9 protein-coding genes are annotated in these 13,631 nt (G+C 38.6%); all 9 read left to right on the plus strand.

All coding sequences use genetic code 11. The features are described 5' to 3' along the window. The first annotated feature begins 2 nt into the window (after window positions 1-2). The 9 genes from AAHI02_RS01190 to AAHI02_RS01230 all read left to right on the plus strand — a co-directional run bounded on the left by AAHI02_RS01190 (window position 3) and on the right by AAHI02_RS01230 (window position 13,539). Entirely contained in the window at window positions 3-2,462 is a 2,460-nt protein-coding gene (locus AAHI02_RS01190) for a glycoside hydrolase family 95 protein (protein ID WP_346985062.1), read from the plus strand. A gap of 117 nt (window positions 2,463-2,579) precedes the next feature. Continuing rightward, on the plus strand, window positions 2,580-4,298 hold the full coding sequence (locus AAHI02_RS01195) for a glycoside hydrolase family 43 protein (RefSeq protein ID WP_346985063.1): 1,719 nt from the start codon (window positions 2,580-2,582) through the stop codon (window positions 4,296-4,298). A 217-nt stretch (window positions 4,299-4,515) separates the two neighbouring features. After that, window positions 4,516-6,126, plus strand: coding sequence for a glycoside hydrolase 43 family protein (locus AAHI02_RS01200; protein ID WP_346985064.1), 1,611 nt, complete (start codon window positions 4,516-4,518; stop codon window positions 6,124-6,126). Between the two features lie 376 nt (window positions 6,127-6,502). Then, on the plus strand, window positions 6,503-7,516 hold the full coding sequence (locus tag AAHI02_RS01205; RefSeq protein WP_346985065.1) for an alpha/beta hydrolase-fold protein: 1,014 nt from the start codon (window positions 6,503-6,505) through the stop codon (window positions 7,514-7,516). Continuing rightward, window positions 7,458-8,396 (plus strand): alpha/beta hydrolase-fold protein, encoded by a 939-nt coding sequence (locus AAHI02_RS01210; protein ID WP_346985066.1) that lies wholly within the window; start codon window positions 7,458-7,460, stop codon window positions 8,394-8,396. Before AAHI02_RS01205 ends, AAHI02_RS01210 begins: the two co-directional genes overlap by 59 nt. Window positions 8,397-8,454: 58 nt before the next feature. Further along, complete coding sequence (locus tag AAHI02_RS01215; protein ID WP_346985067.1) at window positions 8,455-10,917, plus strand: TIM-barrel domain-containing protein; 2,463 nt, start codon at window positions 8,455-8,457, stop codon at window positions 10,915-10,917. 92 nt (window positions 10,918-11,009) lie between these two features. Beyond that, the gene (locus AAHI02_RS01220; RefSeq protein ID WP_346985068.1) at window positions 11,010-11,759 is read left to right on the plus strand and encodes a family 43 glycosylhydrolase; all 750 of its coding nucleotides are present in this window, start codon (window positions 11,010-11,012) and stop codon (window positions 11,757-11,759) included. After that, window positions 11,674-12,123 (plus strand): family 43 glycosylhydrolase, encoded by a 450-nt coding sequence (locus tag AAHI02_RS01225; RefSeq protein WP_346985069.1) that lies wholly within the window; start codon window positions 11,674-11,676, stop codon window positions 12,121-12,123. The genes AAHI02_RS01220 and AAHI02_RS01225 overlap by 86 nt, the downstream gene beginning before the upstream one ends. 24 nt (window positions 12,124-12,147) lie before the next feature. Further along, a complete protein-coding gene (locus AAHI02_RS01230; RefSeq protein ID WP_346985070.1) occupies window positions 12,148-13,539 on the plus strand; it encodes a glycoside hydrolase family 43 protein in 1,392 nt (463 codons plus the stop codon). The last annotated feature ends 92 nt before the right edge of the window (window positions 13,540-13,631 follow it).

Consider the following 13,631-nt stretch of genomic DNA (forward strand, 5'->3'; position numbering starts at 1 on the left):
AAATGAACTTCAAGCTTTCCATATTAACCTTTCTTTTCCTCAGCGGATTTTCCTTTGCTCAAAAAGGAGGAAGATACAAGCTTTGGTACGACAAACCTGCTAAACAGTGGGTGGAAGCATTACCAGTTGGAAACGGAAGGTTGGCAGCAATGGTTTTTGGCGACCCTTCTCAGGAAAAAGTTCAGCTGAATGAAGCTACTTTTTGGTCAGGCGGACCTTCCCGAAACGATAATCCCGATGGCCCGAAAGTTTTAGATTCTATCCGATATTATTTATTTAATGGGAATTACAAAAGAGCGCAAATCCTTGCTGATAAAGGTTTGACCGCCAAAACACTTCACGGTTCGGCATTTCAGAATATCGGTGATTTTACGCTTGATTTTAATAATGTTAATAATGTTAAAAATTATTACAGAGAATTAGACATCGAAAAAGCAATTACTACAACTACATTTTCAGCCAATGGGATTAATTTCAAAAGAGAAGTTTTTGCTTCAATTCCGGACAATGTGATTGTAATTAAATTAAGTTCAGACAAAAAAAATGCCCTCAGTTTCACCGCTCAATTCAACAGCGAACTCAAAAAAAATAGTAAAGCCATTGATTCAAACACCTTGCAAATGGACGGATTGTCTTCAACTTTAGACGGCGTTCAGGGTCAGGTTAAATTCAATGCACTCGCAAAATTCATCAACAAAGGTGGCAAAACGGAAGTTTCAGAAAACGGAATTTCCGTAAGCAATTCCGATGAAGTGATGATTCTCATTTCAATTGCGACCAATTTTACAGATTATAAAACTTTAAGCACCAACGAAGTTTTAAAAAGTAAAAAATACATCGAAGTATCAGAAAATAAGAGTTTTAATACTTTATTCAAAAATCATCTTGCTTCTTACCAAAAATATTTCAAAAGAGTTGATTTTGATTTAGGAACTTCCGAGGCTTCAAAAAATCCAACCGACGTTCGAATTAAAAATTTCGCAACCCATTACGACCCGCAACTTGTTGCTTTATATTACCAATTTGGTCGCTATCTTTTGATTTCGTCTTCACAACCAAAGGGTCAGCCAGCCAATCTTCAGGGAATCTGGAATAATTCCAACAAACCTGCCTGGGACAGCAAATACACCATCAATATCAACACGGAAATGAATTACTGGCCGGCGGAAAAAACCAACCTTTCCGAGATGCACGAACCGCTGATTCAGATGGTAAAAGATTTGAGCGAATCCGGAAAAGAAACGGCAAAAGTAATGTATAAGAGTAGTGGCTGGGTCGCGCATCACAACACGGATATCTGGAGAATCACAGGCGTTGTAGATTTTGCTAATGCAGGCATGTGGCCAATGGGTGGCGCTTGGCTTTCGCAACATCTTTGGGAAAAATATTTGTACAGTGGCGACAAAAATTATCTCAAATCCATTTATCCGATTCTAAAATCTGCTACTCAATTTTATGAAGATTTTCTGATTGGGGAACCAACGCACAAATGGCTGATTGTAAATCCGTCAATGTCTCCCGAAAATATTCCGGACGGACATCACGGAAGTGCTTTGGCAGCCGGAAATACGATGGATAATCAGTTAATGTTTGACCTGTTTTCTAAAACAAAAAAAGTAGCTGAAATCCTTAATGTTGATTCGGAAAAAATAAAGGTTTGGGACAATATAATCTCAAAATTACCACCGATGAAAATCGGGAAATATGGACAGCTACAGGAATGGGCGGAAGATTGGGACAACCCGAAAGACAATCACAGACACGTTTCGCATCTCTACGGATTATTTCCGTCTAACCAAATCAATCCGTTTACGACTCCTGAATTGTTGGATGCTTCCAAAACCGTTTTACTGCATCGTGGCGACGTTTCCACAGGTTGGAGTATGGGCTGGAAAGTCAATCTTTGGGCAAAATTATTAGACGGAAATCACGCTAACAAATTAATCAAAGACCAATTAACCTTGGTAGAAAAAGACGGTTGGGGTAGCAAAGGCGGAACGTATCCCAATCTTTTTGATGCACATCCGCCGTTTCAGATTGACGGAAATTTCGGCTGTACCTCGGGAATTACTGAGATGCTTTTACAGACTCAAAACGGTTTTATCGACATTCTTCCCGCGCTTCCCGATGAATGGAAAAACGGAAAAATATCAGGACTGAAAACGTATGGCGACTTTGAAATCAGCATTGTCTGGGAAAATAATAAAGCCAAACAAATCACCATAAAATCAAATTTAGGCGGAAACTGTAGAGTCAGAATTCCCAACGAAATGGAATTATCAGGTAAAATAAAACTCAAAAAAGCAGAAGGCAGAAACCCTAATCCTTTTTTTGAGACACCTGAAATTAAAAAGCCACTGATTTCCAGTGAAGTAAAATTAAATCCTGTCGAAATAAAAGAATCTGTGATGTACGATTTCCCGACGGAAGCCGGTAAAACATATATTTTAAAAATGAAATAGAAAAAGAACCCGAAGGGTTCAACAACAATAGCCACAAGTGAAACCTGTGGAATGATAACAAAACAAACCGCGAACCCTGAAAGGGTTCAACAATAACAACAAAAAATTAAAAATTATATGAAAAAGATAACAATGAATCCAAATTTTCTAAAAAACAAAACCAGCATTTTTGCTACGCTGGCTTTACTTTCTGTAACCAGTTTATCAGCACAGACTTTTACCGATTTCCAATACAAAGGAAACGACAAAATATATAACGATAATCCGTTAAAATCAGACGAATTCTATTCTCCGATTCTTCAGGGCTGTTACCCAGATCCAAGTATCACCAAAAAAGGCGAAGATTATTACTTGGTAAATTCTTCATTTTCAATGTTTCCGGGCGTTCCGATTTTTACTTCCAAAGATTTAGTGAATTGGAAACAGGTTGGTCACGTTCTCGACAGGCCTTCTCAGCTTAAAGTAGAAAAAGGAGGCGTTTCTCAGGGAATTTACGCACCAGATATCAAATACAACAAATACAACGACACATTTTATATGATTACCACGCAGATTGCGGGTGGAGTCGGAAATATGGTCGTGAAAACCAAAGACCCTGCAAAAGGCTGGAGTGAAGTTCAAAAACTGAATTTCGACGGAATCGACCCTGCTATTTTTTTCGATGATGACGGAAAAGCCTACATCGTTCACAATGATGCTCCCCCAAAAGGAACAGAGCAGTACCAAGGTCACCGCGTCATCAAAATGTGGGATTACGATTTGGAAAAAGACCAGGTTGTCGCAGGTTCAGATAAAATTATCGTAAACGGAGGCGTTGACCTTTCTCAAAGACCAATTTGGATTGAAGGCCCGCATTTGTACAAATTTAAAGGAAAATATTACCTGATGTGTGCCGAAGGTGGAACAGGAGGTAACCACAGCGAGGTTATTTTTATGGCAGACTCTCCGAAAGGACCGTTTATACCGGCTAAAAACAACCCGATTCTTACGCAAAGATATTTCCCGAAAGACAGAAAGGAAAAAGTGGATTGGGCAGGTCACGCAGATTTGGTGGAGGGTCCAAACGGACAATGGTATGGCGTATTTTTAGCGATTCGTCCCAACGAAAAAGGACGTGTAAATCACGGTAGAGAAACATTCATTCTTCCTGTAGATTGGAGTGGAACATATCCTGTTTTTCAAAACGGTTTGGTTCCAATGAAACCGAAATTGAAAATGCCTGACGGCGTGAAAAATCAAACCGGACAAAACGGATTTTTCCCGAACGGAAATTTCACATACAATGATAGACTAACTGATAAAAATCTTGATTTCCGTTGGATTGCAATGCGTGGACCTCGTGAAAATTTCATTACGGCTACGAAAAACGGTGTAAAAGTGAATCCTATGGAAACGAATATCAAAGCGTTGGCTCCCGTTTCGGCATTATTCCACAGATTGCAGCACGAAGATTTTGAAACTTCAGTAACATTAGATTTCAAGCCAAAATCTGAAAAAGAATTAGCCGGAATTACTTGTTACCAAAGCGAAAGATTCAATTACGTTTTCGGAATTACAAAGAAGGACAAAGACTTCTATATCGTATTGGAAAGAACCGAAAAAGGGACTTCAAAACTGATTGCAAGCGAGAAAATTTCATTGTCTAAAAATATTAAATTCCAGGCTGTTGGCGAGAAAGATGATATCAGTTTTAATTATTCTTTGGATGGTAAAAACTTCAAAAATTTGGGTGGTCCGGTTTCCGGAGACATTCTTTCAACAGATGTTGCAGGCGGTTTCACAGGAAGTTTAATCGGTTTATACAGCACTTCGTCTAACGATATTGTGCCGAATTAATATTGAAATAATCACATACGATATCAATAGGGGCTTTAGCCCGTTTTCAAAGAAGAATAGTCAATTTGGCTTTAGCCAAAATTTAAGATAATATGGGCTTTGATATGATAAGCCAGTTTGAAGTAAACAGTTAGTATTAGCAATGTTACACTGAGCTTGTCGAAGTGTTTTTAAGATTGATTAAAATAAATTAAATCAAAGCCAAAATATCAAAACCGTGAATATTAAAAAATCATTTTATATAGTTTCTTTTTTGGGATTTATCGGGCTGAATAATCTTTCGGCCCAGATAAAGCCCTCTCAAAAAGCGACTACTGAATTTACCAATCCCATCATTTGGGCAGATGCGCCGGACTTGTCTATCACAAGAAACGGCGATGATTTTTACCTGATAAGCACCACGATGCACCTGATGCCGGGCGCGCCGGTGATGCATTCCAAAGATTTGGTCCATTGGGAAATGTCGAGCTATGTTTTTGACAGATTAACTGATAATTCCAAATACGATTTAATTGACGGAAGCGTTTACGGACGCGGACAATGGGCTTCATCCATCCGCTTTCACAAAGGAAAATATTATGTTTTGTTTTCCCCGAATGATGAGCCTTTTAAATCTTATTTTTATGTTTCCGATAATCCTGAAAAAGGAAACTGGAAACTGCTTACCAGAACAAGACATTTTCACGATGCGTCTTTGCTTTTCGATGATGATGACAAAGTATATGTCTTTACTTCCAACAAAGTTTTTGAGCTGAGTCCGGATTTTAAAACTATTATCGGAAACCCGGATGGAACAGAAGTTTTTCAGAAAGATGCTTCAGAAACCGGACTTTTAGAAGGCAATCAAATCATTAAAAAGAATGGGAAATATTATATGATGATGATTTCCTGGCCGAGAGGTGGAAAACGCCGTCAGGAAGTGTACAGAGCCGATAAAGTGACCGGACCGTTCGAGAAAAAAGTCATTCTTGAGGATAATTTTCTTGGATTTTCTTACGCAGGACAAGGTGCTTTGATTGACGACAAAAACGGCAATTGGTATTCACTGATTTTTCAGGACAGAAATGGAGTGGGACGTGTTCCGATTTTGATTCCTGTAAAATGGGAAAACGACTGGCCGGTTTTAGGCGACAACGGAAAAGTACCTTTAACAGGAGAAGTTCCGCTTCCGACATTTAAACCGGAAAATCATCTGGTAGAAAGCGACGAATTTTCCGGCAAAACAATGAAAATTCAGTGGCAATGGAATCATAATCCTGTCAATACAGCGTGGTCTTTGTCCGACAGAAAAGGATTTTTAAGACTGAAAACCAGTAGAGTGGTCGATAACATTTATCTCGCCCCAAACACTTTGACTCAGAGGATGGAAGGCCCGAAATCAAGTGCTGTCATTGCTTTAGATGTGAAAGGAATGAAAGACGGCGATGTAGCAGGTTTCAGTGCTTTCAACGGAGATTCCGGGATTCTGTCGGTCATGAAGGAAGGTGGTAAAAAGTTTGTCGTTTTTGAAACGAATGAAATCAGTTTAGATAATAAAACTAAGGAAGTTACGGGCGTTAAGAAAGACGAAAAAAAGAGAATTCCATTAAATTCAGACAAGGTTTATTTTAAAATTGATGCCGATTTCAACCTCGGAAAAGATTTGGCAAATTTCTCATACAGCACCAACCAAAAAAACTGGACGGAAATGGCAAAAGACTACAAAATGATTTTCGATTACCGAAGATTTTTTATGGGTTCCAAGTTTGCGATTTTCAATTATGCCACGAAAAGTACAGGCGGTTTTGTGGATGTTGATTTTTTCAGAGTAAACAAAACTTCAGAATAATAAAGAAAGAATTAATGTTTGGGTAGCTTATCCGCCTTCCGCTCCCAATCTTTTTTTGCTTGGGGATTTCAGAATAAATAGAACTAGTGTACAAGCAAAAAAGGATTTCCGCTCAAGTCGGGCTACGAGAGATCCAGCGTTTAAAAAGAATCATAATTACTGCTCTGTAAGAGCAATATGTTAATAGGAAAAAAGAGGGGTCATCAAAACAAAGTCTCGTAGAGGCGACCTGTTAAAGGTCACGAAAAACTAACAATAAAAATGTAAAAAAAGATAAAACCTTGCCAGTATTATTTTTTTGTCTAAATTAATAAGTGTAAAAATTACAAATAAAAATATATGAGAAATTCACTAGTATTGACTATCGCTTTTTTTGTTGTCGGGACTGTTTGTTTCCGCTCAAAATACTGAAAGACAGGCACCGCAAGGTTTCGATGTTGAGAAAAAAGATATTCCCCACGGAAAAATTGATTCTATACAATACGCATCTAAAACTGTAGGAACTACAAGAAAAGCATTGATTTACACACCACCGGAATATAAAAAGGGTAATAAATATCCGGTTTTATACCTGCTTCACGGCATTGGTGGCGACGAAAAAGAATGGTACAAAAACGGAACGCCTCAAATCGTTTTAGACAATCTTTACGCGCAGGGAAAACTCACGCCAATGATTGTTGTTTTGCCCAACGGAAGAGCGATGAAGGATGACAGAGCGACCGGAAATATTATGGCGAAAGACAAAGTGGAAGCTTTCGCAACCTTTGAAAAAGATTTGCTGAACGACCTGATTCCTTTTATCGAAAAAAAATATCCTGTTAAAAAAGACAGAGAAAACCGTGCAATTGCCGGACTGTCAATGGGTGGCGGACAAACCCTTAATTTTGGATTGGGAAATATCGATAAATTTGCTTGGGTCGGTGCTTTTTCCTCGGCTCCAAATACAAGAGAACCTCAACAATTGCTTCCCAATCCACAAAAAGCAAAAGAACTAAAACTACTTTTCATTTCGTGTGGCGACCAGGACGGTTTGATGCCTTTCAGCAAAAGAACAAGTGATTATCTCACAGAAAATAAAATTCCGCATATTTTTTACATAGAACCGGGCGGTCACGATTTCAAAGTTTGGAAAAACGATTTGTATATTTTTTCACAGTTAATTTTTAAACCTGTCGACAAAACTAAATTTTCTGAATTTACCGTGTTTGGAAGTCCAGCCGAATCAAACATCAGAAGTGCTCAATTTCCACAGATTTTACCCAACGGAAAAGCACTTTTCCGAGTAAAAGCTCCGGATGCACAGAAAGTTCAGATCGATTTAGGTAAAAAATATGACCTTAAAAAAAGAAACGGATGGCATTTGGACGACTACCACAGATTCTTTGAGTGAAGGTTTTCATTATTATTCTTTACTGATTGATAATGTAGCGGTTGCAGACCCGTCAAGCAAATCATTTTACGGAATGGGAAGATACGCCAGCGGTATTGAAGTTCCTTTTTCAGGCGATGATTATTATGCAATGAAAGACGTTGCTCACGGCGACATCAGGATCCAGAATTTTTTTTCAAAAGTGACCAATTCGTGGAGACGGGTGTTCATCTACACACCGCCTGGTTATGACAAAAATGTGAATGAAAGCTATCCTGTACTTTATATCCTTCACGGTGGTGGCGAGGACGAAAGCGGTTGGGCAACTCAGGGAAAAGCAAATTTAATCCTCGATAATCTGATTGCGGAAGGAAAAGCAAAACCGATGATTGTGGTGATGCCGGATGCGAATATCGGACCTGCAGGATTTGGAAATTTTGGTATCAGAAACCTTCAGATGTTTGAAAAAGAACTGAAAGAATCTGTAATTCCATTTACGGAATCGAGTTTCAGAGTTAAAAAAGATGCGACAAACAGAGCTTTGGCTGGACTTTCAATGGGCGGGATTTATACGTTGTACACAGGAATTCAGAATTCTGAAATGTTTTCTTCTCTGGGCGTTTTCAGTTCCGGATGGATGCTTCCTATGTTGCAGAATGTAGCGGATGATGAGTATAAATTTCTTGCCGAAAATAAGGAAAAGTTCAATTCAAATATTAAAAATTTCTGGATTGCAATGGGCGGAAAAGATGATATCGCTTATAAAAATGGTCAGATTATGAATAAAAAATTCGACGAATTAGGCATTAAATATTCCTATTCCGAATATCCAGGAGGTCACACCTGGCCGGTTTGGAGAAATAATCTGTATCAGTTTGCCCAATTACTTTTTAAAAATTAAAATTTATTCTTCAGTTTTTAAGCTGTTAAAGTTTAATTCAAATCCATAATCACAAAATATGAATTTCAAAAAAATAAACATAAAAGCTTTAATTATCACCATTGTGGTAATATCAGGAATAGAGCAGAATGTCAGCGCACAGTCTTACAAAAAAACGGATTCAGGTTTGAGTTTTTATGCAGATAAAATGAATGTGGAAGTGAAGTTTTACGGACCAAATACGGTAAGAATTATCAAATATCCTTCGGGAACATCATTTGTAAAAAACAGTCTGTCCGTTATCAAACAAGAACAAAAAACAAAATTCTCAGTTACAGAAAATAAAGATATTTTATCAATAAAAACGAATGATTTGCAAATATCCGTTAATACGAAAAACGGAGAAATAGCCTACACAACAACATCAGGAAAAGAACTTCTGAAAGAAAAAGGAAGTAATTTTAAATCTTTTAATGATGCAGGAAATCCAACTTATTCTGTAACCCAATCTTTTCAATTAGAAAAAGATGAGCCTATTTATGGTTTGGGAATTTTGCAGAACGGAAAATTATCTCAAAGAAATCAGGACATCAGAATGGTGCAGAACAATACCTGGGATTTTGTACCGTTTTTTCAGTCTGTGAAAGGGTATGGCGTTTTTTGGGATAATTATTCTCCGACACAATTTACCGATAAACCGGATAAAACATCATTCTCTTCGGAAGTTGGAGAAGGTGTGGATTATTATTTTATCTACGGAAAAAATGCGGATGGCATCATTGCCGGAATGCGAAATCTGACAGGAAATGTGCCAATGATTCCATTGTGGACTTACGGTTATTGGCAAAGCAAAGAACGCTACAAAAGTCAGGATGAATTGGTAGATGTGGTAAAAAAATACCGAGATCTGAAAGTTCCTTTGGACGGAATTATTCAGGATTGGCAATATTGGGGAAACAATTACCAATGGAATGCAATGGATTTTATCAGCCCCGATTTTCCTGATGCCAAAAAAATGATTAATGACATTCACGGGATGAATGCACATCTGTCTGTTTCCATCTGGTCGTCATTCGGGCCGATGACCAAGCAATATCGTGAAATGGACAAAAAAGGAATGCTTTTCAATTTTAAAACCTGGCCGGAATCAGGCAGGGAAGTTTGGCCTCCGGATATGAATTATCCTTCCGGAGTGCGTGTTTACGATGCCTACAATCCCGAAGCCAGAGATATTTATTGGAAATATCTGAACAAAGGCGTTTTCAGTCTTGGCGTAGACACTTGGTGGATGGATTCTACAGAACCGGATCATCTTAGCCAGAAACCCGAAGATTTAGATACCAAAACATATTTAGGCTCTTTCAGAAAAGTTAGAAATGCGTATCCGTTGATGGCTGTTGGTGGCGTTTATGACCATCAGCGGGCTACAACGAGTGATAAAAGAGTTTTTATTTTGACAAGATCTGCCTTTGCAGGACAGCAACGTTATGGCGCAAATACTTGGTCGGGTGACGTCAATTCTTCCTGGGAATCGTTGCGAAATCAGGTTCCGGCTGGTTTAAATTTTAGCCTTACCGGTAACCCTAATTTCAATTCGGACATCGGTGGATTCTTTGCCGGAAGTTACAAAAAAGGCTGGAGCGAGAGTTCAGGTTCAAAAAATCCGATGTTTCAGGAATTGTACGTTCGTTGGCTGCAATATGGAACATTCACGCCGATGATGCGCTCTCACGGAACTGATGTACCAAGAGAAATTTACCAGTTCGGACAAAAAGGCGATGTGGTTTACGATGCGATAGAGAAATTTATCAAGTTGCGTTACACTATGTTGCCGTACATTTATTCTGTTTCGTGGGATGTTTCTAAAAATAATTCGAGTTTTCTGCGCGCACTTTCGATGGATTTTTCATCAGACAAAAAAACCTGGGATATCAATAATGAATATCTTTTCGGTAAATCATTCTTAGTTGCGCCAATTCTTAATCCTCAATACACACCTGAAAAAATTGTAAAAACAGATGAAAACCAAGGCTGGGATAAAAAAGATGAAAGCAAAGAAAATACACTTTCCAATGTAGATTTCACACAAAATAAAACCGTGAAAGTTTATCTTCCGGCAGGATCAGACTGGTTTGATTTCTGGACGAATGAAAAACAAAAAGGCGGCCAGGAAATTCAGAAAACGGTTAATCTTCAAAGCATTCCGTTGTATGTGAAATCGGGAAGCATTATTCCGTTTGGTCCCGATGTTCAATATGCAACAGAGAAAAAATGGGATAATCTTACCCTGAAAGTCTATCCGGGTTCAGATGCAGATTTTGTATTGTACGAAGATGAATTCGACAATTACAATTACGAAAAAGGCGATTACACCGAAATTCCAATGCATTGGAATGACAAATCCCGTACACTTACCATTGACACTAGAAAAGGAAAATATAAGGGAATGATTGAGAACAGAAGCTTCACCATTATTCTTCCGAATGGTCAGCAGAAAATAGTGGCTTATTCAGATAAAAATGTTAAAGTGATTTTTAAATAATGATAAAACTTTAAGTAGTAGTCGACAACGGCGGTTACGAAAAAAACTATTTGAAAATGGATGAAAGTTCTTATAAAAGATAAAATTAAAATATGAAGATTTTAAAAAATATTCTCGCATTTTCATTATTTATTTTTACTTTGAATAATGGATTTGCTCAATCTGAAAAAAGCAAAACTTCCTTACAGAAAGAATTTCGCTACACAAATCCAATTACGAGAGATTCCGCCATTTCGATGCGCGATCATTTTATTATTAAAGTAGATGATATGTGGTATTGCGTGGGAACTTCCAACCCGGTCTGGACAGGCCCGAATCCCGGCGTCCGAATGTTGATTTCTAAAGATTTAATCAACTGGAAACAGCATTCATTCATCATTGATGCCAAAAAACTTCCGAAAGACACGCCTTACAACGGCAGATTCTGGGCGCCGGAAATTCATTTTATTCAAGGGAAATATTGGCTGACCGTGAACAGCGGAAAAGTTACCAAAGAAGACCCGAAAGGAATGGCGACGCACAGCGTTTGGTTGTTTTCAGCAGATAAAGTGACCGGTCCTTACAAATTGGTCAACGGACCTTTGACGCCTCAATATAATAATGATTCAACCTTGTTTGAAGACGAAGACGGTCAGGTTTACTTGTATTGCAGTGGCAACGGACTTTTTCAGGCTAAAATTGATTTAAAAACAGGAAAACTAACCACACCTATTCAAAAATTTCTCGACAAAAAAACAACCCGGATGGCCGGAATGGATGGTTGGTGGCATCGAAGGGCCTTTCGTCATCAAAAAAGAGGGTACTTATTTTATGTTTTTCTCCACCTGGACTCGAGGTTATGAAGTTGGTTTATTGAAATCAAAATCACCTCTTGGACCTTGGGAACTGGCATCACCTGAGCCTATTTTCGGAACTCGAAAAAAAGGTTACAGAACCGAAATGGCAAAAGAAAACGGCTACGATAATCTATTTTTTACAGATACAGAAGATCCTTATCAGGAAACCGGACATAATGCACTTTTCATCGGTCCCGACGGAAATCTCTGGAATTCCTGCCATTATTTTATGTACGAAAAAAAGACCATATCCATACAGTCAGACTTTCCAGCCTTGGGAATTAGGTCCGCAAATGGGAATCGAACCCGTTCATTACAAAGACGGAATGTTTTACATTACAGGTCCGACGTGGACAGAACAAATCATTAAATATTAAATTCAAAAAAACTAATTATGATTAAGAAAACAGTTTTAAAATATACTTTAAATATTGGTTTGATGCTTACAGGATTTTCGCTGTCTGCCCAAAATCCCATCATTCAGACCAAATTTACAGCTGATCCTGCGCCGATGGTCTATAAGGACACCGTTTTTCTGTACACCAGTCACGATGAAGATGATGCATTCGGATTTAAAATGAAAGATTGGCTGTTGTATACTTCGACCGATATGGTCAATTGGACAGACCACGGCGTGGTGGCTTCATTAAAGGATTTCAAGTGGACTGACCCTGAAAATGGAGCGTGGGCGCCTCAGGTTATCGAAAGAAACGGCAAGTTTTATATGTATTGTCCGATGCCGGGACAGAGAGGAATCGGTGTTTTGGTAGCCGACAGTCCGTATGGGCCTTTCAAAGACCCAATCGGAAAACCGTTGGTTAAAAATTCAAGCGATGATATTGATCCGACTGTTCTCATTGATGATGATGGACAGGCTTATCTGTACTGGGGAAATCCCAATTTATGGTACGTAAAATTGAATAAAGATATGATTTCTGTGGATGGACCGGTCGTAAAAGACCCTTCGATTGCCAAAGTCAAAGGTTCTCCCGATCCGTTTCATTATCAGGAAGGACCGTGGGCGTGGAAAAGAAACGGAAATTATTATATGGCGTATGCGTCCACTTGTTGCCCGGAAGGAATTGGTTATGCGATGGGCAAATCGGCAACCGGTCCGTGGGAATTCAAGGGAATGATTATGGACAGCGACAAACGCTCCAATGGAAATCATCCCGGAATCATAGATTACAAAGGAAAATCTTATGCCTTCGGTTTCCATTACAATCTCGGAAAACAGACGATAAGCAAGCATTATGAGCGTCGTTCCATCTGTGTAAGCGAGTTGACTTACAATACCGATGGGACTATTCAAAAACTGCCGTTCTGGAATCCTGAAGGCGTAAAAAGAATCGCAACACTGAATCCTTATAATAAAGTTGAAGCGGAAACCATTGCGTACAGTGAAGGTTTGAAAACAGAAAAAATGACCGAGTGGGAAAGGAATAATCCTTACGACACAGGCAAAAAAATTACCGATCGTCTCGTGGTTTCATCAATTAACAACGGAGATTACCTCAAAGTTCAGGGCGTTGATTTTTCAAAAGGAACAAAATTTATTGAAGTATCAGTTGCCTCAATGAACGGTGGAAGCATAGAAATCCACACCGATGCTGTTGACGGACCCATATTAGGAACCGTTCAGGTCACCGGAAAAGCGGAAGGCGATGTTTTTAAAACCATAAAATCTTCGGTAAAAAATATAAAAGGCGTACACGATGTGTATTTCGTATTCAAAGGGAGCAAAGACCTTTTCTATTTTGATTGGTGGAAATTCAGTGCAAATTAAAAATTACACAGACACTTCGACTTCGCTCAGTGTGACATTTCATAGTAGACGTTTGAATTTTAGTGGAGTCGAAGACTAGGTGAAGTTATGGA

Source organism: Chryseobacterium sp. POE27 (assembly GCF_039727685.1).
Classification (GTDB): Bacteria; Bacteroidota; Bacteroidia; order Flavobacteriales; family Weeksellaceae; genus Chryseobacterium.

Excerpts from the sequence above, each read along its gene's own strand:
- AAHI02_RS01190 (WP_346985062.1), top strand. The coding sequence starts at position 3 with ATGAACTTCAAGCTTTCCATATTAACCTTTCTTTTCCTCAGCGGATTT.
- AAHI02_RS01195 (WP_346985063.1), top strand. The coding sequence starts at position 2,580 with ATGAAAAAGATAACAATGAATCCAAATTTTCTAAAAAACAAAACCAGC.
- AAHI02_RS01210 (WP_346985066.1), top strand. The coding sequence starts at position 7,458 with ATGACCTTAAAAAAAGAAACGGATGGCATTTGGACGACTACCACAGAT.
- AAHI02_RS01215 (WP_346985067.1), top strand. The coding sequence starts at position 8,455 with ATGAATTTCAAAAAAATAAACATAAAAGCTTTAATTATCACCATTGTG.
- AAHI02_RS01220 (WP_346985068.1), top strand. The coding sequence starts at position 11,010 with ATGAAGATTTTAAAAAATATTCTCGCATTTTCATTATTTATTTTTACT.
- AAHI02_RS01225 (WP_346985069.1), top strand. The coding sequence starts at position 11,674 with ATGGTTGGTGGCATCGAAGGGCCTTTCGTCATCAAAAAAGAGGGTACT.
- AAHI02_RS01230 (WP_346985070.1), top strand. The coding sequence starts at position 12,148 with ATGATTAAGAAAACAGTTTTAAAATATACTTTAAATATTGGTTTGATG.